The sequence below is a fragment of the Sneathiella sp. HT1-7 genome (genome assembly GCF_020731145.1).
Classification (GTDB): domain Bacteria; phylum Pseudomonadota; class Alphaproteobacteria; order Sneathiellales; family Sneathiellaceae; genus Sneathiella.
On record NZ_JAJFZN010000002.1, the window covers coordinates 154439 to 177976 of the forward strand.

General features: G+C 48.7%; 25 protein-coding genes and 2 tRNA genes. 11 read left to right on the forward strand and 16 right to left on the reverse strand.

Annotation, left to right across the window (positions count from 1 at the left end; genetic code table 11):
- Window positions 1-253 precede the first annotated feature (253 nt).
- The 3 genes from LKE13_RS05925 to LKE13_RS05935 all read left to right on the forward strand — a co-directional run bounded on the left by LKE13_RS05925 (window position 254) and on the right by LKE13_RS05935 (window position 2736).
- Window positions 254-1012: an SDR family NAD(P)-dependent oxidoreductase gene (locus LKE13_RS05925; protein ID WP_227949162.1), complete on the forward strand. Its 759-nt coding sequence runs from the start codon at window positions 254-256 to the stop codon at window positions 1010-1012.
- A 111-nt stretch (window positions 1013-1123) separates the two neighbouring features.
- Complete coding sequence (locus LKE13_RS05930) at window positions 1124-1885, forward strand: SDR family NAD(P)-dependent oxidoreductase (RefSeq protein ID WP_227949165.1); 762 nt, start codon at window positions 1124-1126, stop codon at window positions 1883-1885.
- Window positions 1886-2271: 386 nt separating this feature from the next.
- Window positions 2272-2736: an acyl-CoA thioesterase gene (locus LKE13_RS05935; protein ID WP_227949167.1), complete on the forward strand. Its 465-nt coding sequence runs from the start codon at window positions 2272-2274 to the stop codon at window positions 2734-2736.
- Between the two features lie 529 nt (window positions 2737-3265).
- Here LKE13_RS05935 and LKE13_RS05940 read toward each other — a convergent pair.
- Together LKE13_RS05940 and LKE13_RS05945 are read right to left on the reverse strand one after the other, a co-directional pair.
- The gene (locus LKE13_RS05940) at window positions 3266-6007 is read right to left on the reverse strand and encodes a DUF2339 domain-containing protein (protein WP_227949169.1); all 2742 of its coding nucleotides are present in this window, start codon (window positions 6005-6007) and stop codon (window positions 3266-3268) included.
- A gap of 326 nt (window positions 6008-6333) precedes the next feature.
- Window positions 6334-6801 carry a DUF2269 family protein gene (locus LKE13_RS05945; protein ID WP_227949172.1) on the reverse strand — a complete coding sequence of 156 codons (468 nt, stop codon included), beginning with the start codon at window positions 6799-6801 and terminating at the stop codon, window positions 6334-6336.
- A gap of 18 nt (window positions 6802-6819) precedes the next feature.
- Here LKE13_RS05945 and LKE13_RS05950 point away from each other — a divergent pair, with 18 nt between their 5' ends.
- Together LKE13_RS05950 and LKE13_RS05955 are read left to right on the forward strand one after the other, a co-directional pair.
- Window positions 6820-7845, forward strand: a complete 1026-nt coding sequence (locus LKE13_RS05950) for a DUF4166 domain-containing protein (RefSeq protein ID WP_227949174.1) — start codon at window positions 6820-6822, stop codon at window positions 7843-7845.
- Complete coding sequence (locus tag LKE13_RS05955) at window positions 7830-8918, forward strand: saccharopine dehydrogenase family protein (RefSeq protein WP_227949176.1); 1089 nt, start codon at window positions 7830-7832, stop codon at window positions 8916-8918. The genes LKE13_RS05950 and LKE13_RS05955 overlap by 16 nt, the downstream gene beginning before the upstream one ends.
- A 62-nt stretch (window positions 8919-8980) precedes the next feature.
- Here LKE13_RS05955 and LKE13_RS05960 read toward each other — a convergent pair.
- From LKE13_RS05960 to LKE13_RS06025, 14 genes are all read right to left on the reverse strand, one after another.
- Window positions 8981-9056, reverse strand: a tRNA-Phe gene (locus tag LKE13_RS05960).
- A 154-nt stretch (window positions 9057-9210) separates the two neighbouring features.
- Complete coding sequence (locus tag LKE13_RS05965) at window positions 9211-9390, reverse strand: DNA gyrase inhibitor YacG (RefSeq protein ID WP_227949179.1); 180 nt, start codon at window positions 9388-9390, stop codon at window positions 9211-9213.
- A gap of 5 nt (window positions 9391-9395) precedes the next feature.
- Complete coding sequence (locus tag LKE13_RS05970) at window positions 9396-10802, reverse strand: Rne/Rng family ribonuclease (protein WP_227949181.1); 1407 nt, start codon at window positions 10800-10802, stop codon at window positions 9396-9398.
- Window positions 10802-11437 carry a Maf family protein gene (locus LKE13_RS05975; protein ID WP_415776511.1) on the reverse strand — a complete coding sequence of 212 codons (636 nt, stop codon included), beginning with the start codon at window positions 11435-11437 and terminating at the stop codon, window positions 10802-10804. The genes LKE13_RS05970 and LKE13_RS05975 overlap by 1 nt, the downstream gene beginning before the upstream one ends.
- 48 nt (window positions 11438-11485) lie before the next feature.
- Window positions 11486-11704, reverse strand: coding sequence for a translation initiation factor IF-1 (gene infA / locus LKE13_RS05980; protein WP_161315948.1), 219 nt, complete (start codon window positions 11702-11704; stop codon window positions 11486-11488).
- A 143-nt stretch (window positions 11705-11847) separates the two neighbouring features.
- Window positions 11848-12309: an arsenate reductase ArsC gene (locus tag LKE13_RS05985; protein WP_227949185.1), complete on the reverse strand. Its 462-nt coding sequence runs from the start codon at window positions 12307-12309 to the stop codon at window positions 11848-11850.
- A gap of 58 nt (window positions 12310-12367) precedes the next feature.
- The gene (locus LKE13_RS05990) at window positions 12368-12847 is read right to left on the reverse strand and encodes a UPF0262 family protein (RefSeq protein WP_227949187.1); all 480 of its coding nucleotides are present in this window, start codon (window positions 12845-12847) and stop codon (window positions 12368-12370) included.
- Window positions 12848-12875: 28 nt separating this feature from the next.
- Entirely contained in the window at window positions 12876-14168 is a 1293-nt protein-coding gene (hisD, locus tag LKE13_RS05995) for a histidinol dehydrogenase (RefSeq protein ID WP_227949188.1), read from the reverse strand.
- Complete coding sequence (hisG, locus tag LKE13_RS06000; protein ID WP_227949189.1) at window positions 14158-14820, reverse strand: ATP phosphoribosyltransferase; 663 nt, start codon at window positions 14818-14820, stop codon at window positions 14158-14160. Before hisG ends, hisD begins: the two co-directional genes overlap by 11 nt.
- 29 nt (window positions 14821-14849) lie before the next feature.
- The gene (locus LKE13_RS06005) at window positions 14850-15308 is read right to left on the reverse strand and encodes a DUF2948 family protein (protein WP_227949190.1); all 459 of its coding nucleotides are present in this window, start codon (window positions 15306-15308) and stop codon (window positions 14850-14852) included.
- Between the two features lie 26 nt (window positions 15309-15334).
- Window positions 15335-16627: a UDP-N-acetylglucosamine 1-carboxyvinyltransferase gene (murA, locus tag LKE13_RS06010; protein ID WP_227949191.1), complete on the reverse strand. Its 1293-nt coding sequence runs from the start codon at window positions 16625-16627 to the stop codon at window positions 15335-15337.
- Window positions 16628-16815: 188 nt separating this feature from the next.
- Entirely contained in the window at window positions 16816-17370 is a 555-nt protein-coding gene (dcd, locus tag LKE13_RS06015) for a dCTP deaminase (protein WP_227949192.1), read from the reverse strand.
- A gap of 86 nt (window positions 17371-17456) precedes the next feature.
- Complete coding sequence (locus LKE13_RS06020) at window positions 17457-17630, reverse strand: hypothetical protein (RefSeq protein ID WP_227949194.1); 174 nt, start codon at window positions 17628-17630, stop codon at window positions 17457-17459.
- A 116-nt stretch (window positions 17631-17746) separates the two neighbouring features.
- Window positions 17747-19642, reverse strand: a complete 1896-nt coding sequence (locus LKE13_RS06025; RefSeq protein WP_227949196.1) for a PhoX family protein — start codon at window positions 19640-19642, stop codon at window positions 17747-17749.
- A 228-nt stretch (window positions 19643-19870) separates the two neighbouring features.
- On the opposite strand from LKE13_RS06025, the gene LKE13_RS06030 reads away from it, so the two are divergent.
- From LKE13_RS06030 to LKE13_RS06055, 6 genes are all read left to right on the forward strand, one after another.
- A tRNA-Thr gene (locus LKE13_RS06030) sits at window positions 19871-19945 on the forward strand.
- Window positions 19946-20089: 144 nt separating this feature from the next.
- Entirely contained in the window at window positions 20090-21334 is a 1245-nt protein-coding gene (locus LKE13_RS06035; RefSeq protein WP_227949198.1) for an acyltransferase family protein, read from the forward strand.
- A gap of 105 nt (window positions 21335-21439) precedes the next feature.
- Window positions 21440-21982, forward strand: coding sequence for a hypothetical protein (locus LKE13_RS06040; RefSeq protein ID WP_227949200.1), 543 nt, complete (start codon window positions 21440-21442; stop codon window positions 21980-21982).
- Between the two features lie 22 nt (window positions 21983-22004).
- Complete coding sequence (locus tag LKE13_RS06045; RefSeq protein WP_227949202.1) at window positions 22005-22196, forward strand: DUF1737 domain-containing protein; 192 nt, start codon at window positions 22005-22007, stop codon at window positions 22194-22196.
- A gap of 1 nt (window position 22197) precedes the next feature.
- Complete coding sequence (locus tag LKE13_RS06050) at window positions 22198-22830, forward strand: LysE family translocator (RefSeq protein ID WP_227949204.1); 633 nt, start codon at window positions 22198-22200, stop codon at window positions 22828-22830.
- Window positions 22831-22881: 51 nt separating this feature from the next.
- Window positions 22882-23535 (forward strand): glutathione S-transferase family protein, encoded by a 654-nt coding sequence (locus tag LKE13_RS06055; protein WP_227949206.1) that lies wholly within the window; start codon window positions 22882-22884, stop codon window positions 23533-23535.
- Window positions 23536-23538: the final 3 nt, after the last annotated feature.

The window sequence follows — 23538 nt, forward strand, 5'->3', positions numbered from 1 at the left end:
CTCAAAAAATTTTTTACCCGCTCATGGGTATAGTCAAAAATTACGCCTCATTACTCTGTTGTAAAAGAGTATTTTGCCATTAATGCTGATAAGTGTCGGCACGCAGAAATCGTTTGATTGCGATCTGTTCCCTGGGGAGGCGGAAAATTTGCAGAACTTAGATCACCGTCATTAGGGCAGTGGCTGTTTCACTGGGCGGTAATGCGCCATTTTTGGTAACGTAACTGATACAGTAAAAGAGGGGGTTGGTTTTATGCGTCTACTAAACAAACGGGCAATAGTTACCGGAGCAGGTTCGGGAATTGGCGCGGCAATTGCCTGTCACTATGCGAAACAAGGCGCGAAAGTTGCCGTTGTGGACATTAATCTGGAAAAGGCCGAGGCGGTAGCGAATAAGATTTGTGTAGACGGGGGCGAGGCGGTCCCATTTTATGCAGACGTTTCCAATTCTGATGATGTCGAGGCTGCTTTCGCAGGAGCAGAGTTGGCCTTCTCTGGGCTGGAAATCATTGTTAATTGTGCAGGTGTCAATCAGAAGCTAACTGCATGTACAGAAGTTAGTGAAGAAACATTCGATCGAATGTTTAATGTGAATGTTAAGAGCTTATACTTCACGACCCTTCATGGTGTGCCGATTTTGGCTAAGTATGAAAGATGTGCGATCGTCAATATAGGATCTGTTGGAGGTATTCGACCACGCGCAGGCATGGCGTGGTACGGGGCGAGTAAAGCGGCGGTTAATGCCTACGGTGCTGCACTAGCACTTGAGCTCGCACCACAGCGTATCCGCGTGAACTCAATTGCTCCTGTCAGAACTGATACGCCTATGGTTTGGTACATGGTTGATGGAGAAACCGTGGAAAAACGCACGAAGATGGAATCAGAAATCCCACTCGGCCGTATCGGGCATGTTGATGATATAGCGCAAGCGGCGGTATATTTGGCCTCAGATGAGGCGAGCTTTGTCACAGGGCAGACCCTGGCGGTCGATGGCGGCCGCCTTCTATTATAAAAATATCCATTATACATCGAAGATAGAAAAGGTTTATTGACTTGAACTGTCGACGGATTTTTCAGTGGAGTACTTTCTCCGAGGTCTTGTGTATTGAAAGGGAAATAAAAGATGAAGAAAACAGCCGTCGTAACCGGGGCAGCCTCTGGGATTGGTCGCCGAAGTGTCGAACGCCTTCTTAACGCAGGCTGGACTGTCTGGGCATTAGACCTGTCCCATGAGAAACTGGCAGCATTTGAAACGCCAGACTGCACCGGACGGTATTACCACCGAGCTTGTGATGTCAGCTCGGCTTCCGAGATTAAGGAAGTCTTTGAGGCTGTCAGTCGAGAAAACCAATCAATCGATGCCCTGATCTGCTCGGCAGGCGTTACTCTTGTGGGGTCTCTAATGGACTTTCCAGAGGAAGCGACCGATAAGCTAATTGACGTCAATCTTAAAGGCCCTTGGCTTACTATTCGTGGTGCCTATCCGCTGCTAAAGTATAATTCCAACATGGCCGACCCAGCCCGGATTGTCATCGTCGGATCGGTAAGTGGCATCAGGCCAAAGGTAGGAAGCGGTATGTATTCAGCGACTAAAGCGGCCCTACATACCTTGACCGGCGTGCTCGCTGTCGAACTCGCAAAGGATGGTATCACGGTAAATGCGGTCGCGCCCGGAACTACCGACACGCCAATGGCGCAGCAAGCAGCAGAAAATGCAGGGTCGTCTGGTTTTCAGCTCTCCGGCACCTCGCCTCTGGGGCGAATAGCGGATACTGACGATATCGTGGACGCGATCGAATTTTTCTTGGGCAGCAGTGCAAAATATGTCAACGGCACGGTATTGCCAGTCGATGGCGGAACCCGTGCAGCCTATTCCCGGGGATAAAGAAAGGCAGTAGTATTTTCTGGTGATCTAGATAGCTCTTTCGGCTTCAGGCTAAAATCAATTTTCTCCGTGCCCGTAATTCTAATGCTGCTTATTCCAATCAACAATAAATACCAATATGACGAAGCTTTATTTGGTTCGGCATTTAGCTGGTTTCGCAAGCGCTGGGGAATTATCCAGACAACAGCGATATATGAAGTTTGTGTCGTAATTGGGCGTCAATCAAGCCAGATCTCATAGCCTCCGTTATTAAAAATGATTAGTATTTTGAGCCTGTTTAAAATAGGGGATGCCAATTATAATGTTGGTGGTGAATTTCTGTTTTTCTCAAGAATTCTGCCAAAATGACCCGCTAGTAGACCATTTTAATTTCAATAGGTTATATAATGAACGATGTTGTTGATTTAACGAATAAAGATAGCTTTAGACACTGGACCCCCGTAACTATTCGTTTCTCTGACCAAGACCCTTTGCAGCATGTAAATAATGTCGCCTACGCGGCTTATTTTGAGGCTGCACGAACCATGTTTTTAGGTGGATTATTAAATGCCGACGAGAGAGTGGGAATTGATTTTATTCTGGCGCGCCTTGTGATTGATTACCTTAAAGAAACTCACTATCCCAATACAGTTGATGTTGGTGCAAGAGTTATCAAGCTCGGTACTAAATCGATAACAACAGGATATGGATGTTTTGCCGGCGACGAATGCGTTGCTACATCTGAAAGCGTAAATGTGTTCTTCTCGACGGCAGAACGTAAATCTGTTGGTATTCCCGATGCTGTTCGGACGAGTTTGGAAGCAGATCCGATGCAAGAATACAGCAAAATTGGATATAGTCGAAAACATTAACTGTCCGAGTTTGAAATTCGTAGTCTAAGTAGCGCGTCGGCCTGATCCTCCCTTTGTGATGGCATCAATTTACGTCGATGAGTTGGCTTGGCATTGTTCTTGTGACGTTCGCAAGCCAGCCACTCTTCAGGGGTTGATGATCGGCATTCCCTCAATTTGCAGGCGGAGTACTGGCTTTGTCCGTTTGAGGTTAGTAGACCATTCAAGTAGGTCGTCTGTTTCTAACGCATAAGCCAGCTCTTTGTATGACAAGGCTAAACACCGCTACTTTGAAATAACACGTCGATATTGTTGCTTTTGAAGGAAATGGTGCCCAGGGTCGGGTTCGAACCATCGACAGACTAATAGCCCGTCGGCATGCCGAACCAGAATATTGAACTGGATCCTTGGTGTGAGTAGCTATATCTCAGGTGAGATTTTAAAGTAACCTAATGGGTTTTTCTTAGGATGACCGGAAATTCCGCATCAGCCGAGCTCAAACACTTTTACTCCCCAACAAAAACATTTGTGACATTGCAATAGGCCTAAATCATTCCGCGGTACTTTCATTTTTACCGTATCGTTGATACAGAAAGCCAATACCGATAAGGCACGCGCCCAATCCAAGAAAAGATATGGCGCGTAGCAATCCGTCGAGAGCGGACATGTCAAAAACGAATACCTTTCCAACTGCCGCCAGCAATAGCAATAATGCACTCTGGCGTAGCAATTGACTATCACGCCAAATACCAACAAACATTAGACCGCTGGCAATGATGAGCCAGGCAAGCGAGTAAGTATAAAATTCTGGATTACTCATAGGGCTTAACCGAATGTCACTACCGACGAAGAAATGTCGTATTTCAGTATTGATGTAAAAGAAGGTCAAAAATCCAGCGAAAATTGTTAGGATGCGAGCAAGCGCAGCATGTTCTGTTTTCGCAATTGCCTTAAACAAGATGAATGTGGCGGCAGGAAAAGCATAGGCGACAAAGAGCCAATCCATAATATACCAGGTACCGACATTCCCTTTCGCGGAAAGAAGCGGGTTTAGAAGGCCAAGGGCACCAAATACCAACTGAATGAGGCCGAGTATGCCAAGGATCTTCCAGCCCCACTCACGCACAACTGTAGGATTTCGCTTGTTTAGCCAGTAAAGCCCCGATGCATTCGCGAACAAGCTGGCAATTTGAAGCGAAATCTCAGCCAGCGACATCCCGGCACTTGAGTAAGTTTCCCCTCCAGTCGTCAGAAGTAAGCCCACTCCTGCCATTTTTCGGATGCCAAGCGCAATCAGCGTGGTCCATAAGAGGACCAACCCGCTTTCAAGCAGAAGTATCAAATAGTCAGTTTTATCTTTTCGAAACCATGTCCATGCGAACCCAAATGCTGCAATGGCGATGGTAAATCCATAGAGAAATTCATCTGCCGCTGCGGTAGGACTAAGAAACAAACGCAGCACTTCACCGTCCAGTTCAAGCCGTATTATAACAACGGCGGTTAGGATCGCACTGAATGGACGAAATGCGGGGATTGGAATTTTCAGATAAATCCAAGCAGTTGCGGCCACTTGCAGGGCTAAGGCGACGCTTAACCATTCGTTCTCCAAGGCGACGGCCAATGCCAGTGCCAATGCAGCGGTTGAGCCAATTGCGAACACAGCAAGGACCGCGTCATCCAGCGCCTTGTTCAATTTATCCCCGACGAAACGCGCTGCAGCTGCGTAGGTTCCCGATAATGCAATTGCAATTAAGGCCCACTCGGGAGCGGTACCCAAACCGTTGAAGTGCCAATAACTGATGCAGAATATCAATATTGGTCCGGCAACAGCATGGGCTGCACCAGTCGCCGCGAAATATCCTTTCGCAATACGACGATACCCAAAGGCTGTGTAAAAAAGTCCAATCGTTATGGCAATCGTGAGAAACCGGAGGATTTCTGAAGCGTCTTTGAGAACAGGCGAATAATTTGGACCGGAGTTGAAGGCAAGCAAAGCCCCTGGCCAACTCAACAACAGTAGCAGTGCAGCGGCATGGGCAATGACAGGGAGACCTTCATAGGCCTGTCCTCGCATCGCAACAAACACAGCAAGCGGAGAAAGAACGAGGAGCAAGAGGATGGCAAGTGTTGCATGATCAAAGGCTGAGGCAATGAAAAGACCTGCAATGGCCGCATAGAGAAATGAAATATAGATCTGGAACAGGGGTGATTTCCAATCCAGAATTTCCGACAGTCGCGGGAGGACAGGAACGATGTTCGGAGTCTCAACGTTTCGGGTCGTAAGAAGAAAAATATAAACTAAGACCAGGCCAGTAAGATAAATCTCTACCACCAGCGCGTCAGCTACATTATTACCGCCATGAATATACCAGAGCCCAACCCAGAGAATACTCGCGCCAAGATTTGAGATGCCGAGCCAGTACCATGAGCGAAAACGCAGAATTGCAAGGCTGCCGACGAGTACGGCGAAGAGATAGAAAAAAAGCAGCTCGGTTGAAGGATCGGCAGTTGAAATCAATAAAGGTACGGCATAGGCACCTATCAGCCCTACGGCTGCCATGATAGGACCTAGCAATAGGGAATATGCGAGGCCGCCAGAGGCAGTGAGCGCCAATAAAATAACAGCGACTAGTGGCGGATATAGTTCATAAAAGGAGAAACCCGAATACACTGCGCCATATATTGTCATGAGCCCAGCGCCAGAGACGGCAAGTGGCAAATATTGCCAACTGGACAAGTGATTAAGATACTCAGGTTGTCGACGAAACCATTCCCCAACGGCCAACATTACCGACCCAAGGGATATTCCAATTATGACCCGACTCCATGGACCGAGCATATTATTGTCGATAGAGAATTTCACGATAAAAACGCCGCCGAATGCGAGAGCAATCCCTCCAATCCAGACGAGCCAGTTGACGCCAAGAATCCATTCCCAGGGTGACGACGAGAGTGTTACTGTCGCCTCATGCAGGGCCGCTTCATCACGGCCCTTGGTTTCTGAGTCCAGAACCGTCGAGGCAACTGATTGACCCAGATCCGTTTCTGTTTGTATGACGACCGGTTCTTCTTCTGCCGCGAGTTCTGCGTCGCCAACTGTCTCAGAAGCAGTTTTAGAAGTTGTTTCTTGGAACTGAAGCTTTTCAAAGCGCGTTTCTAGGCTTCGGATGCTGGCTTCTATGCTTTGTAATTTTCTTTGTTGTTTTTTTACTTTGAAGAGCAGCCAGATTAAGCTCCCAACAATAAAAATCGGAATGGCACCGGCAGCGATTATAGATCCGATGTCATTCATGCTTCATCTCCGTTTCCCGGCACAACACTATAACTGGTTTTATCGCTGACAAATACTACTGTGGCAACAGCAAAAGTCAAAAATTGGGTTATTAACTTCCCGCTTGGTATGTTGGCGTTTATCCTCACTTGTCAGGAAAATTAGATTTCCTGTTCTTGCCAATATTTTTGGGCGCACCTTCTTCGACATGCGATCAAGGGTTCGAATAGCAGAACTGCATTCGAAAGCGCCTTCAGTGTAAAACATAGCCCATGTGTCTGGAATGGATCTTTGGCAAAGTGATGAAGAGCGGCGAATTCGAACCACCAATAGAAAGATAGTGCGTTCTACATATCTGGCTTTGCAATCATCAAGTAAAATATGGCTAAAAACAATGTAAAGGCGATAATCCCAAGACCTACCCACCAATGAAACAACTTATCAAAAACTTGGGGAAGAAGGGCGCTTCTGCTTTGTGCTTCTATCGCCATATTCCGCAGTTGATATTGTATCCAAAGAACGGGGAGCCAGCATGCACCGGCAATTGCAATGAGTGTGAACGAAACCACCAACCATGGCTCATCAAACTCTAATCCAAGCTCTCGGATCAAAAACCATCCTGAGATCACCTGCACGATGAAAGCCGGTGTCGTGAATATCCAATCCGCAACCACGACCCAAAAAGTTGCGAAGGCAATGCCGTGAGTATTTTTACTTTTTACGGCGACGAAAAGAAAAAACGCACTCCCAAAGCCCGTTCCAAACAATATTGTTGCTGAAACAATGTGAAACCATTTGAAGAAAAGATAGTCCATGGCTTAGATATACAGGCAATGAGTGATACAAAGAATAATGATTTATCAAAAGGCGTGTGGTTCGTCTATGACGGGGATTGCCCGATTTGCAATCTGGCAGCACAGTCACTACGCATTCGGGAAGCCGTCGATCCGTTATTTCTGGTCAATGCACGCGAAGAAACAGATCACCCTCTTTATCTGGAGATAGTGGATCAAAATCTAGACCTTGATGAAGGTATGGTCCTTAGATACGGCGATAGGAATTATCACGGCCAAAATGCACTCCAAATGATGGTGCTTTTGGGAAGTAGAAACGGTTGGTACAACCGTATGAATTCATTGCTGTTTAAATCACCGGCAATTGCGAGGTTCTTGTATCCGATAATGAAACTGGCCAGAAATACGCTTTTGAGAATCCTCAGAATTCCGCGCTTGCAAAACCTTGAAGATGCGAAAGACGCATATCCTGTTTTCAAAGAGGTATTCGGTGATACTTGGCCAAATCTACCTCCTGTCATTAAGGCTCATTATGCGGCGAGATCTTATTCGGAGGATCGGGTGATTGTTGACGGGCATTTGAATGTGTATGTGCATCCTTTATTGGGGTTTTTTGCTCGACTGACCGGTTTACTGGTTCCCTTTTCAGGTGAAAACGTTCCTGTTCGAGTGACCTTTAAAGCAGCGCACCATGATAATACCTTGGAATTTGATAGGGTATTTAGTTTTAAAGGACGCAAGCCTGTTCATTTCAGATCTAAGATGAGGCCTCAGCCAAATGGAGATGTCATAGAGCTTATGCGCTTTGGTTTTGGCTGGCGATTTAGATGCGAATGGCGGAAAAACAGAGTGATCTTATCTCATCTGGGCTATGTGTGGCGCTTTTTAGGCATGAATATCCCGATGCCATTCTCCTTGATTTTAGGTAAAGGTTACGCGGAAGAGTCTCCTGTGTCCGATACAGAATTCTCAATGTGGACCCACACGATGCATCCCCTGTTTGGAAAGATGTTCGGCTACGAAGGCTCCTTCACAATAACGGATATGAAATGCGACCCATATTAATTCTTGGTGGTTACGGTAACTTTGGGAAGCGAATTTCCAGGTCGCTCGCGGCGGCAGGCGTCCCTGTAATCATCGCTGGAAGGAATGAAGGGAAGGCTAGTCTTCTTCTAAACACCTTGCCAGGGCAGGGTCACGGCGTGGCGATTTTTGATGTAGACCAAGACTTAAAACTTCACATGGCAAAATTGAAGCCTTCTTCCGTCATAAACACTTGTGGCCCGTTTCAGTCGGCTGACTACTCGATTGCCAAAACATGTATTGAGGAAGCAATCCCGTATATTGATCTGGCAGATGCCAGGGATTTCGTATGCGGAATAACTGAGTTGAATCAAAATGCGATTGATGCGGGCATTCCTGTGATTAGCGGCGCAAGTACGGTGCCCGGACTCTCATCAGCAGTCCTAGAAGAATATGGTCATGAATTCTCACAGATTACGTCACTAAAATTCGGAATTAGCCCCGGACAAAAGGCGGAAAGAGGATTGGCGACAACTCAGGGGATTTTAAGCTATGTCGGAAAGCCATTACGACAGTTTGCAGGCATCGACCCAAATATTTTTGGCTGGCAAAATCTATATCGCCAAAAATATCCTGTAATTGGCAAAAGATGGATGGCCAATTGTGACATTCCAGATCTTGATTTACTGCCAAAGGCATATGGCATTGATAGAATTCAATTTTCTGCGGGATTGGAGCTGGCGCCGTTGCATCTGGGGCTGTGGGTGATGTCCTGGTTAGTCAGATTGGGCGTTCCAATTGACTTGCCAAAATTATCTGGACCGCTTTTGCGGATTAGTAATTGGTTAAATCACTTTGGCACTGCAGATGGTGGCATGCATATACTTCTGGAGGGGTATGACATCGCGGGGCAACCGCATCATCTTGATTGGTTCATTATTGCAAAGAATGGAGATGGCCCACAGATACCAACGATACCCGCGATAGTTCTCGCCAAGAAAATTGCGAAAGGGGAATTCCCGGCTGTGGGCGCCATGCCCTGCGTTGGCCTCGTCTCGCTATCAGAGTATCTCGAAGAGCTTTCTGCCTTTGAAGTCAGTACCTATCGAGCATAGCACATTCGCTGACTAATGGCCTAAGGCTTGACCGCGGGAGCGTTTCGTGAGGCTTCGGAAAATGGTGCCCAGGGGCGGATTCGAACCACCGACACGCGGATTTTCAGTCCGCTGCTCTACCAACTGAGCTACCTGGGCACATTGCTTTACGCGCACCGCCATATGGGCGAGGAAGCAGGTTTATAAAAGAAATAGTTGAGGCTGTCCAGAGGTCTTGAACTAAAATTATAGAAAAGTCGCGACACGGCCCATTCGCTATATTTCCATAGGTTAAGCATATGGAAATATGCTTTTATTCGCCGTCCTCATCGTTGGCTGGTATGGTTTCTTCTCCCGGGATTACATAGGCCTCGTTAAACCATTTTCCCAGATCTACCTGTTTGCAGCGAGCAGAGCAAAAAGGGCGGTATTTTTGTACGCTTGGTTTGCCGCATTGCGGGCACGGCTTCACAGGTGTTTTTACGTCTTCCATTGTCATTAGCCTATTGTGTAGCCGAAATCGGAAAGCTGGGCATTTTCAGATATCATGATTGGTCTCGCAAGTTCCTTTTCCAGAAGAGTTTGATGACGTCGCAACAGAGATGCAAGTTTCTCTCCGGCCTCAATCGTGAGTCTGGCTTGACGGGAGAAGCGGGTTTCGCTTTGCAGGGCGCGAAAAATCTCACTGAGGACCGTGATTTCGTTTTTGTCATATCCACCGCCATCGCATGTTTTGCATGGGTAGCATAATACTTCATGTAAGGAGGGGCGGCCGCGTTTGCGGGTCATCTGCATCAGGCCTAGCTCCGTCATGCCGATCAAGCGGGTTGGGCGGGGATCCCGGTTCAGTGCAACTTGCAATGATTGGGTGAGTTCCTTCACTTCACCTTTGCCATTCATCTGAATAAAATCGATGATAATAATACCACTAAGATTACGAAGCCGTATCTGGCGGCAGATTTCACGCGCGGCTTCGAGGTTCGTTGAAAGTGCAGCAGATCGGGAAGCAGCCGCTTGAGTATGCCCTGCTGAATTGACATCGATAACGATGGCGGCTTCCGTGCGCTCAATCGTTATATTTCCGCCCGAAGTGAGCGGCACAGATTTCTGAAGGGCGGTGTCCAGCTCCGCCTCGACGCCCCACTCCTCGAAAAGAGATGCTTGTTGGTCCCAGAGCTTGATTTGCTGCGGAATGCCAAGCATGTATTGTGCAATATAGTTTTTCGCCGCGGTGAGGGCTGCGACGTTGCTGACAATAACATCCATATTCGCGGTGAGAAAATTCTTCAGGACACTGGCCAGAGGCGTTTTTCTCTGTCCGAGGGCGGATGGTTTTGTTACAGCTTTCCACGCCACTTGAATATCAGTCCACTCCTGAGCGAGGGCTTCCAGTTCTTTAAGGAGTGTTTCATCAGTGGCATATTGGGCAGCAGTCCGAACCGTAAGGCCGTACTCATGTGTGTGACCTTCAAGCAATGCTTTGAGGCGACTGCGTTCTTCAGAAGCGTTAATGCTTTTCGATAGCACAACGCCGTTGCCGATCGGTCGCAAGATGAGGTTCGCGCCATGCAGGGCAAAACGGCATCCGAGTTGAAGTCCTTTCTCTCCTTTGGCATCCTTGATTACCTGAACGAGTATTTTTTCGCCCTCGTGAACTGCTGTATTTATTGTTTTTGCGTTGGTCGAGATATCGCCAAATTGCAGGAATCCATCTCCTTCAGGCCCGAGATCAATAAAGGCAATGTCCATATCAGGCAGGATCTTTGCGACGCGTCCATTGAAGAAATCACCGACGCGAGAGAGATTGCCCTCTCGCTCAATTTGGACTTCTAGCAGTTGATCGCCTTTCAGCACCGCCGCGCGCGTTTCGAAGGGGCCTTCATCGATCAGCAGGGTCTCCCGCATCAATCGCGACCTGCCCAAATCGGAAATCCGTTCCCTTGCAGGGTATTCGCCACTTCAAAGAGGGGGAGCCCAACTACGTTGCTGTAGGAACCCTGAATTTGCCGGATAAGAGCGGCGGCGCACCCCTGAATGGCATACCCACCTGCTTTACCATGCCATTCGCCAGATGCGATATAGGCGTTGATTTCAAGTTTATCCAGTACCTTGAAGATAACTGCAGTGGAAACAACGCGAGTGATCCGTTTCCCATCGGGCGTTATCAAGGCGACGCCGGTATGGACTTGATGCCGCCGTCCGGACAAAAGGGAGAGATAGCTGCGTGCCTCATCCTCTGTTTCAGCTTTACCCAAAGCCCTGCGGCCAACGGCAACTACCGTGTCGGCGGAGAGAAGAAAAGCATTTTTATGCCGGTCTGCAACAGCTTCCGCTTTTTCTCGGGCAAGACGCAGCGCAAGATCGCGAGGACGCTCCTGCTTGATTGCGGATTCATCGATGTCTGCCGGATCTATAGAGTCTGGCTTAACCCCAATCTGCTCAAGCAACGCAAGACGGCGCGGCGATGCGGAGGCCAGGATCAAAAATGGGCGAGTGGGTAGCAAGGGCGGATCAATTTTGTTGCCTCGCTCTGCTACCATCCCGGTAGCCTGGGGGAGGTCTGTTCGATCACCCATGAATAGATTACCTTACTTGTAACGGAAGGTAATGCGGCCTTTGGTCAGGTCATAAGGTGTCATTTCGACGGTGACTTTGTCACCTGCCAATACACGAATGCGATGCTTGCGCATTTTGCCCGCAGTGTGGGCCAATACTTCGTGGTCATTTTCAAGAACGACGCGGAACATTGCGTTGGGCAACAATTCCGTAACAGTTCCTTCAAACTCCAATAGTTCTTCTTTCGCCATAAAATCCTATTCCAGTAATTTCGGTTGCTGCAAAATAAGGGGCACAATAGCTAAAAAGCAAGCACTTCCTTGAAAATGATATGTAAAAATCAGAAAAAACAAGTAAGTTCGGACTAAAGCGCAACAGAATTCGTGTAAACTTCTTAAACCCGGGGGGCCGGTCCTGTTCTAAACCTTGCCTTTATTTTCTCATATAAGTCGTCCCGAGTGTGACGATAGGCATTTAATCGCATTTCCCGGTTTCCCTCGGTAAGCGACGGATCAATTATGTTCCAGAACTCTGTTTCGCATGCAGTAGCGCGGGTTATTTCTTCCGCCCTTTTATGGGCCTCCTGTGAGAGAGAAATGATAATGTCGAACGAACTGTCTTCCAGATCATCGAAATCCTTTGCGACATGGTTGGTGGCATCCAGGCCGATTTCATCCAGAACCTCAATCGCGAAACCGTCGACAGTCTTTGCCCGAACCCCGGCACTATCCACATAGACAGTATGGCCATAGAGGCTCTTCATAATATTTTCCGCCATTACGGACCGAATACTATTGTGGGTACAGGCAAAAAGGACACTACCTGGTAAATTATCGCTGAAGGGGGGCGCACTCATGTAATTTTTTGGCCCACAACGGTGGCGTAAAAAAGAATGACTCTTATAGATTTCATTTCTAACCCCTTATGTGGAGGATACACATAAGGGTGAAAAGGCGCCGCGCCGTATCGAAGTCAGTTTCTGCTCTGTCCTTTAACCGCTCTTTTAAAAGCTCGGATCCTTCATTGTGAAGTCCGCGCCGTCCCATGTCGATCGCCTCGATCTTGGAGGGTGATGCCGACTTGATCGCGTCGAAATAACTTTCGCACACATGGAAATAGTCTTTAATGATGCGGCGGAAGGATATCACGGGCAAAGGAATACGAACGAGCTCATTCGCATCGTCCTCAGAGCGTACATCAATGATTAGCCTGTTGTCCTCAATGCTGAGATGGAGCGAATAGGGCCCATCATTCTCGAACCCATTTACGATAAAGCTGTTTTGATCGAGGATGTCGAAGATAGCCACTTTACGCTCATGTTCGATGTCCGCGTTGCGGCGGACAACGGTCTTTTCATCGAGTGCGATTTTCGCGATATGCTGTGTGTCGGACATGTCTTTGTGACTCCTTTACACAGCTATACTAGTTCAATCGGATTGAGACAGAAAGGGCGTGCGCTCCCAGTCCCTCAGATTTCGCTAATGCAACGGCTGCGGGCCCAATTTTATGAAGGCTGGCTGCATCGAGTTTCATAAGAGAGGTTCTCTTAACAAAATCGAGGGTTGAAAGGCCCGATGAAAATCGCGCGGTGCGAGACGTTGGTAGCACATGGTTCGGTCCGGCGACATAGTCACCAATGGCCTCGGGGCTATAACGACCCAGAAAAATGGCACCGGCGTGACGTATTTGCGCGGCAAGGCCGTCTGGGTCCTCGACGCATAACTCCAGATGTTCCGGCGCGATTTGATCTACAAGAGCTGGTGCTTCGGTGAGGTCTTGTACCGTAATGATCGCACCATAATTCTGCCAACTCGCCCGCGCAATCTCGGCGCGGTCCAGACTGGCGAGAAGGCTTTCAATGGCACGTTCAACGGCTAACCCAAAGGCTGGGTCATCAGTTATCAGGATACTTTGGGCAACCGGGTCATGCTCCGCCTGACTTAAAAGATCCGCAGCAATCCACGCCGGATCATTCAGGTTATCTGCTACCACCAGAATTTCTGAAGGCCCCGCGATCATATCAATGCCGACAGTTCCGAAAACCTGCTTCTTTGCGCTGGCGACATAGGCATTTCCCGGCCCAACGATTTTGTCGACCGGCGCGATTGTTTCGGTGCCGTAGGCAAGCGCCCCGATGGCCTGTGCGCCGCCAATTCGATAAATTTCATCTACATTGCAAAGGTCTGCAGCCGCCAAGACCATTGGATTGATAACACCATCTGGCATCGGGACAACCATCACAAGGCGCGATGCCCCGGCGACTTTGGCCGGAATCGCGTTCATCAGCACGGAGGAGGGATAAGTTGCCCGGCCGCCCGGCACATAGAGGCCGACATTTTCAATCGCCGTCCAGCGATAGCCAAGAGAGACCCCATCGGCATCCTGATACATCTGATCTGCGGGCAGTTGTCGCCGGTGGTAATCCTCAATACGAATAGCGGCGGTTTTAAGCGCCTCCAGTGTTTTCTGGTCACATGCGGAAACAGCATTCTTTATTTCAGCGTTTGTCACCCGAAGTTTTGCGGCTTCGCTGAGGTCCAACCGATCAAACTTCCGGGTATAGTCAAGAAGTGCCACGTCACCACGTGTGCGGACATCTTTGAGAATATCGGCCGCAACCGCATCAACATTCCTGTCTTCATCGCGCTTTTGATTGAGCAGGTCCGTAAAGTTTTTCGCAAAGCCCTCATCTTTTGAACTCAATCTAAGTGGCATTGACGACCTCACGAAACTTTTCTATCCAGCCGTTTAATTCAACGGATCGAGTCTTAAGGGCGGCGCGATTTACGACCAGTCGGGAAGTTATATCGAGAATTTTCTCAACTTCAACAAGGCCGTTCGCCTCTAAAGTTGCACCCGTCGAGACAAGATCGACGATGCGCCGGCAAAGCCCAAGGCCAGGCGCGAGTTCCATTGCGCCGGATAGCTTGATGCATTCTGCCTGAATCCCGGCCTCGGCGAAGAATTTGTGGGTCAGGTTCGGATACTTGGTAGCGATACGTATGTGGCTCCAACGGCTGGGGTCACGATCTTCTTCAAGTTCCTTTGGTTGGGCTATGGCAATATGACAGTGACCTATATCAAGATCGACCGGTGCATAAATTTCCGGGTAGTCGAATTCCAACAATACATCGTTACCGGCGACACCAAGCTGCGCCGCCCCAAAGGCGACAAACGTCGCCACATCGAATGACCGGACCCGTATGATTGAAATATTTGGATGGTTCGTTCGGAACTGCAGTAACCGGCTTGCCGGATCGTCGAATGCTGCCTCGGGTTCAATCCCGGCGGCGCGGATCAACGGCATAACCTCTTTCAGTATCCGGCCCTTTGGCAGGGCAATGACCAACTCTTCACTCGATGGCACGGAAATGCTCCATTCTCTTTCAGTTTATTTCAATCTGCCGAAGACGCCTCGTCGTGCCCGGGTTTCAATTTGGTTTCCCAAGGCTCGCCCGTGTCGGTCAGCGTTACATTTATGCATTCCATGGTCAGGCAAAGAGTGCCGCCGCCCGCAAAATTAAGCGATATGTCTGCTTGCCCGTCTTCTCCGAGATGTGTCGAAAGGCTAAGCAATTCAAGCGCCTCTGTCGGGTTTGTTTGTGAAATTCCAGTGGATTTGACACCCATCACATCACCAAAATACAATCCTGACCGTATGCGAAACCAGCTATTCGTGGGTTCCGGACCCTTGGCAGCATCCTCCCATTTGAAGCGGGAGCCCATGACTGTAAAGGCCCGCACGGATTTGAGGTAGCTCATTTCACCTGGACTTGTGATCATCCCTTCAAGGGCCGCGGAGAGGATTTCCATATCCTCAATTTCAGCCGCAATAAGTTTCAGGGGATTAGGCATGTCATCATCCTGTTGCCGGTTTTTGGTCAACTCAACTGAATTCGTTCTATGTCCGCACCGCAGGCTGCGAGTTTTTCTTCCAACCGCTCATACCCGCGATCCAGATGGTATACACGGTTGATAACGGTTTCTCCCTCCGCTGCCAAGCCCGCAAGCACCAAAGAGACCGAAGCACGTAGATCAGTGGCCATAACCGGCGCGCCCACAAGATGATCAACGCCCCGAACAAGCGCCGAATGGCCGTGTACTGTTATATTGGCACCGAGGCGCGCAAGCTCGGGCACATGCATGAAACGATTTTCGAAAATCGTTTCGGTAATCATAGCTGCCCCACCTGCGACAGTCATCAACGCCATAAACTGCGCCTGCATATCTGTCGGATAGCCGGGGTAAGGTAGGGTCATGATATCGACACCGCGAACGGTTCCGCCTTCACGGGCAATGATAAAGCCATTCTCTGTTTCTTCGATTTTGGCTCCGGCTTCGATCAGGGCATCCAGCACGGACCGGATGAGTTCGGCCTGTGTATTGGTGAGTTCAATTTTTCCGCCAGTAATCATTGCCGCGATTGCATATGTGCCGGTTTCAATTCTGTCCGGCATCACGCGGTAATTCGTGCCATGAAGTTTATCGACACCGTGAATGACCAGTCTATCCGTGCCTTCACCCTCAATATTCGCACCCATTTGGGTAAGAAGACGGACAAGATCGGTGATCTCTGGTTCTTTCGCTGCGTTCTCCAGGATAGTTGTTCCCTTTGCAAGAGACGCAGCCATTAGCAAATTCTCGGTCGCGCCGACTGAGACCGTCTCGAAACGAATTTCTGCACCCTTCAATCCGTCGGGCGCTTCGGCTTCCATATACCCGCCGGTAATGGTAATTTTTGCACCCATTTGTTCCAGCCCGCTGATATGCAGGTTCATCGGACGCGTGCCGATAGCACACCCTCCTGGCAATGAGACCCGAGCCTTGCCGATACGGGCGAGCAATGGTCCCATGACCAGCGCTCCTGCGCGCATTTTGCGGACGATATCATAGGGCGCTTCCGTGCTGGTGATCGTTTTCGCATTGATTGAGAGGGATCGCCCGTCACTGCCGCCACCATTGGCGCTTTGTCCGTTCATGGCGGCGGTTGCGCCATGCTGACAAAGCAATGTGATCAGTGTCGAGATATCGGCAACATGAGGCAGATTGGAAAGGGTAAGAGTGTCTTCTGTTAACAGACTGGCGACCATTAGCGGCAGCGCCGCGTTTTTTGCCCCACTGATTTCAATTTTACCCTGAAGCGGCTTACCGCCTCTGATGCGAATACTGTCCATATTGATTTTCTCTTTAATATTTTGCCCGCCATCGCGGATCAGTTTTCATATGCAGCGATTTGGCCATAAAATGTCGTCAAAATAGCAGTTTTTATGTAGATCTATAAAAATAGAAAAGAATTTGCTGCCTATTGGTTTTGTCATTATTTGATGCTCGAAAGTCTCAATCGAACGCAGCCCGCGCGATACTATAGTTTGGGAAGTGTGACACCTTCTTGCCCCATATATTTACCGGCGCGATCCTTATAGGAAACTTCGCATGGTTCGTTTCCTTTTAGAAAAAGGAACTGGCATGCCCCTTCATTTGCGTAAATTTTGGCCGGAAGCGGAGTCGTATTCGAAAATTCGAGAGTGACATGACCTTCCCATTCGGGTTCGAGCGGTGTGACATTGACGATAATCCCGCAGCGGGCATATGTCGACTTGCCGAGACAAATTACCAAAACGTCACGCGGAATTCGGAAATATTCGACCGTGCGGGCGAGGACGAAAGAATTTGGCGGTATAACGCAAACGTCAGTCTTCCTGTCCACAAAACTGCTGCTGGAGAAGTTTTTCGGGTCAACGGTCGCCGAATCGATATTGGTGAATATCTTGAATTCGTCAGAAACCCGCGCGTCATAGCCATAAGAGGATAGGCCATAGGAAATGGTACCCTCACGTTTCTGGCTCTCCACAAAAGGTTCAATCATCCCTGTTTCCAAGGCTTGTGACCTTATCCATTTATCAGACAGAATGGACATACTTAGATTTCTCCGCTCAAACAGCATAATTTGATCGGCATACTACAGATTGTGGCATGTCGGGCCAAGATTAAATGCTTGATTGGTTAATCGGTCAGCCGGTCCCGGTTCTTTATCGCATCCGGTGCTGCTTCTCCGCGATTGCGCTGCAGATTCTTGCGTTTACGTAGATTATTCCGTAATTCTTCCGCGAGGCGCTGGGCTTTCGCCGCCTTTAATTGCTCCTTGGAGCTTTTGCTATCCGGTTTCTGATCGGTCATTTGATTGCCTGCCAATTCAATGCCATCTCAATAAACCGTATTTTTCATTGTTGCAAATAAACAAAAAAAGGGAGCCATGAGGCTCCCCAGTTTGTTGTAGGTAATGTTTTTTGATTTTAGCTTATTGAGTTGCCATCCTTGCGGGAGATGCCAATTACAGTTGAGCGCGGAACTGTCATCCCGCCATCCGGATAATGGCTGTTGCCTTTTTCTCCCGGATGCTGAACCGCAATGAAGACTGTTTTCCGATCCGCGCTCCAGGCAAAGCCCGTGATCTCACACTCTTTCGGACCTACCAAGAAGCGCTTGATCTCACCGGTTTCCGGGTCGGCCAGAAGCATCTGGTTGTTGCCCATTCCGGCGAAGTCTTTCTCATTGGAATAATTACCGTCGGTCTGGATCCAGAGAAGCCCGCTGGCGTCGAATGCCAAGCCATCTGGGGAGTTGAACATATTCTCTGCATTTATGTTCTTTGAACCGCCATAGGCGTCGTTATGAACCGTTGGGTTGCCAGCAACCACAAAGAGGTCCCACTCAAAACTATCAGAAGCATGGTCTGCGTTGGCCGGTCTCCAGCGAACGATTTGGCCATAGTGGTTTCCAGCACGGGGGTTCGGGCCATCGACAGGGGTTTCATCGCCGCCAGCATTTGGCTTCTTCCCGCGGTTCTTGTTGTTGGTCAGCGCGACATAGGCTTCGACTTTGTTTGGATTAACAGCAACCCATTCCGGACGGTCCATGGTCGTGGCGCCAACCTTCGAGGCGGCCTGGCGTGTCAGAATGCTAATCTCCGCATGGCTCATACCTGTTGTCTCGGGTGTCAAAGGCAGCCACTTACCGCTCATGTCATCGCTGAACTTGGCAACAAAAAGCGTCCCGTCGTCGAGGAGGTTGCTGTTGTCGCCTCCCTCGGTGAATTTTCCAGCGGTGACAAACTTATACAGAAATTCACCGCGCTCATCATCGCCGAGGTAAACGACGACCTGGCCATTGTCGGCAACAACTAGTTCTGCATTTTCATGTTTGAAACGGCCAAGGGCGGTGCGCTTTTTGAGAGTCGATTTCGGGTTAAGTGGATCGAACTCGACAATATAGCCAAAACGGTTTGGTTCGTTTGGATTCTTGCTGATGTCAAAGCGGTCGTCGACAGTGGCCCAAGCATAGCCCCAGTCCTTATTTCCAATACCATAGCGTTTCATTTCGGGTTTAGGCTTGTAGTTTTCATCACTGGAGGAGAAGTAACCATTGAAGTTTTCCTCACATGTGAGATATGTGCCCCATGGTGTCCGGCCGTTACCGCAGTTATTCCATGTGCCAAGTGCGAGTACACCTTCAGGATCTGCCGCTGTTTTCATCATGGCGTGGCCACGGGCGGGGCCCGAAATTTCGATTGGTGTATTGGCCGTGATGCGGCGATTGTAGGGGCTATCGATGACAACGCCCCATTTGCCGTCTTTTTGGGTGATTTCCGCAACGGTAATACCGTGTCCGGCCATGCCTTTATTTACGTCGTCCGCCGTTTCCGGCTTTTTACTCTCGCGATTTCCATAAATGATAGACCGGTTAACATACTCGTTGTTGGATACGAGAATGTTTTTATCGCCATCCTGGAACAGTGACATGCCGTCGGCGTTATCACCAACGGCAAGTTCCTGGCTGGCGGCGGTCCCGCGAGTTTCCTGATCGAAGGGGACACCTTTAGACCAGAGCGGCTCACCCCAGGTTGTCACGATGTGCCAGTCAAACTCATTCGGCACAGTAATCGTATCAAGTTCGTTAGCGGCGACGGGCTCAAATTTCAGGCGACTGCTTGCGGCGCTTGCCGGGGCGGGGGAGAGGGCTGTCGTGCCCATGACGAAAGCCGTGGCACCAAAGGCAACGCCTTTACCCAGAAAGCTGCGGCGGGAAAGCACGGTTTGGGAAATTTTCTCAAAATCCGAGGCTTCATTTTTTGGAGTGCGGATATCATCAAACTCATCGAACGATATTTCATCGGGTATTGGTGCGGACATTTCTGGCTCCTGAGAAGTTAAATTTCATTTTGCATTCGGCGGCTGGGAATACACTCGGGCGTAACTTATAGATGGCGGATTTCAGTTTTATGTCAGAAGCATGAAAGATGGCAAACTGCGAGAACCGGCGTTGTATCCTGGTTTTGAAGGGCTTTTTTGTTCCTGCGGTTGAAACTCTTTGACATGGCAGGAAATCCCTATATATTCCGCCGCGTTCTCACCTATATTGCCGCCGTAGCTCAGGGGTAGAGCACTCCCTTGGTAAGGGAGAGGCCGGTGGTTCAAATCCACCCGGCGGCACCATTCGCCCAGAATCCGGTCGCTATAATTTCCCCCATCGTAAATTTTTTTTTAAGATTATCGTATGTATTTGTTATGATAACATTTACTGCAACCTGGGTGGAGGTGCCCGCAAGAAGAGCCGCGTTCGCGTGTTAAGAGATTTTTATGGCGTCTAAAGAGAAGTTTCTATTCCTAGAGCCCTTACGAGGCATTTTTGCGCTTGTAGTTGTTTTCGTTCATGGTGACGTTGTCGGACACACGTCTTTCTTGTTGGGAGGCATGTTCTTTGAAAACAGCAGGATGCTAATTGACCTGTTTTTTCAATTGAGCGGATTCGTAATTGCCTACAACTATGCTGACCGCATCCATAGTTTTTCCTCTGCCGCCGTATTTCAGTTCAACAGGTTACTGAGAGTTTACCCACTCCATATCGTAACATTTTTAGTTTTTGCGGTCGGATTTCCGTTGATTAAGTTTATCAAGGACTTATTCGTCGGGAATACAGAAGGTCAGTCGGCGTTTTCTAAGTTTGACTTTTCTGGCGTTTGGACCGAGCTTTTTTCATTCAATGAAGAAGCAAAAGTATGTCTGAGCCATAGTTTTACCAGCTTTGATGCATCTGAATTTATCAACAATATACTTCTAACTAACGGTATTCTCGACAAATGCCTTAGCTATAACTATCCTAGCTGGTCAGTGTCTATCGAGTTTTATACCTATGCCACTTTTGCACTGGTGTTCTTCCTTTTTGCGTCCAAGTCGTTGAGAATTATTACGAGCATAGTGCTGGTTATTGCGTCGGGAATAACGCTGTATATTACAAATAGCGTTTATCCGGAAACCCAAACTGCAATATTCAGATGTATGTATTCCTATTACTTGGGTGTTTTGCTTTTTTATGTTTACAGTAATTTCAAAATAAAAGTGGCGCCAATATATGTTTATTTAAGTTTTATCTTAATGTTTACATGTTGGTATTATGGAAATTTTGTTTCGAGCTTACTGACGCCATTTACATATTCCTTTATTTTTCTATCGTTATTGTGGTCGGGCGACTCGATAATAAAGAGGATTTTGAGCGCACCAAAACTGGTATTTCTCGGCACTGTAAGTTATGGAATATATATGATCCATGCGGCCGTATATTATGCCATTGCGCTCGTAATGGAAAAAATATTCATGTACAAAATGGTCGAAGATCCAGAAACAGGTAATCCATTTTTGCTGGTGGACCCAATGTTAGGTACCGCGTTGTTGCTATTAGGCATGTTTCTTACAGTTTTCCTGGCGCATTTAAGTTACCGGTATCTGGAAATGCCGTTCAACAATATGAGAATACGAATGCCAGCCAAGGTCCCGGAGAAGCGCGCTGTAAGTGCGTATGTGCAAGGATTTACGAAACGGCGCTAGGGGTGCTATCGAGGGTTTAGGGGGCGTGTTATTTTCTTGCTCTCCCCCCGATGGTTTAAGTAGATTGAGGAAAATCATTCCTTTCATGAAAGACGCTAAACCCTCGTGCGTAAATTTCTCATTTTACTTATCCTCCTCGGGTTGGGTCTGACCGGCTGGGTTGGGTATGACTACTCCACCAGCGGGGAGGAGATCGCCCGGTTTGAACTGACAGGTGAGTCGGGAAGTACGGATCTCATTAGTCTTGAGCCCTCCTTGAATTCGATGCGGGCGCTGTTGAGTGTAACGTATGAAATCGAGCTTTTGGCTGGCAGTGCGACCGCATTCGATTATTCCATAATGTTGACCGGACCGGGCGGCCTTACTGCGTTCACAGCAGAGGGGCAGCAACGGGATAAACGTGAAGACAACACCCCGGAATATGCGACAAAAAATTCGGAACAGGTTCTTAAAACATTTGCGGTTCCCGCGCCCGACGATTATGTGTTGGATTGGCGGATTACACCGGATAAGGCCAAGGTTATTAGCGGGGCGATTTCCCTGCGACGAAATGTAGAGCCCCTGAGAATTCCCTATCTGATTGCTGGTGTTGTATGTTTTGGCCTTGGCGTTCTTCTCCTGATAAGGGAACGAAGAAAGACCATTTAGTTATTGAGGTGTGAGGCGACGAATGGCTGAAGAAAAACCTGACTACCGATTGTTGACGGGCGAAGATACGCATGATTTCTGCGTGAGGGTAAGCAAGGCTCTTGCGGAAGGCTATGTGCTTTATGGTTCTCCCTCAGCAACGTTTGATCCCAATACAAACCGCATGCTGGTTGCGCAGGCCGTCGTCAGGCCAGATGTTTTGAGAGGCACGTGAGATGTTGATTGAGCCGGGTGCGCTGGGGCTTTTTATTCTCTCTGCTCTGGCGCTTAACCTGACACCGGGGCCGGACATGTTATTTACAACGGCGAGCGGTCTTAAGCAGGGGCCGCGTGCCGGCGTCGTTGCGGCGCTTGGTATTTCTGCGGGCTCCCTTGTTCATATCCTGTTGGCGATTATTGGCGTTACCGCGATTTTTAAAACATCCGAACTTGCGTTTGATATTCTTCGATTTGCCGGTGCAGGTTATCTTCTGTGGATTGGTATCCGTAGCTTTTCGACACGCAGTGGGGATCTTAGCCGGCCGCATGTAAAGTCGGCCGAGATGTTCGTTGTCTTTCGCCGCGGAATGCTTACCAATATTTTTAATCCAAAGGTAGCTCTCTTCTTTATAGCTTTTTTACCGCAGTTTGTTTCCATCGATGCGGGGTCCATTGCATTGCAAATATTGATTTTGGGGATTCTGTTTAATCTGACTGGTTTACTTTGTAATGGCGGCGTCGGTCTCTTTTCCGGCGGTGCGGGGCGGCTTTTGCTACAACGGCCGGGGACTGCTAAATGGGTTTCAAGGATTTCCGGTGCTATCTTTATCGGACTGGCCATTCGTCTTGCTCTGACGGAGCGCGCATAAATATTTTTGATCCTTAACGGTGGTTTTGTTCGAAATTGTGAGAGAATAAAAATGGCTGAGAATGTGCTGGTTATCGGAAATAAGAGATACTCATCCTGGAGTTTGCGGGGATGGCTCGCGGCTAAACTCTCAGGCATGGAGTTTGAGGAAGTGTTGGTGCCTCTGTATCGACCCGGCTGCCATGAAAAATTGAAAGAGGTGAACCCTGCGGCGCCGCCAAAAGTGCCTTCGCTTAAAATAGGAGATGCGGCCGTCTGGGATACACTCGCGATCTGTGAATTCCTTGCAGAACAATATCCGGACGCACACCTCTGGCCGGAAGACACATTTATTCGAGCACATGCGAGATCAGTGGTCGCGGAAATGCATTCCAGCTTTCAAGCGCTTCGCGAACATGTTCCGATGGATCTATCGAAGAAGCTGCCTTATGGAGCTTTGCCGGAGGATGTTGAGGCGGATATTGCCCGCATATGTGAGATCTGGCGTGAATGCCGGACGAAATACTCAGGAAGAGGACCTTATCTGTTCGGTGAAATTTCGATTGCCGATGTCTTTTTCGCACCGGTTCTTGTCCGTCTGTACAGCCATTCTGTACCCCTTGATGACGTTTGTCAGGAGTATTTCGGCACCCTTTGGGCGTTGCCGGAATTTGTGGAATGGCGTGTGGCGGCTGAGAAGGAAGAATGGACGATTACGGACTACTAGGCA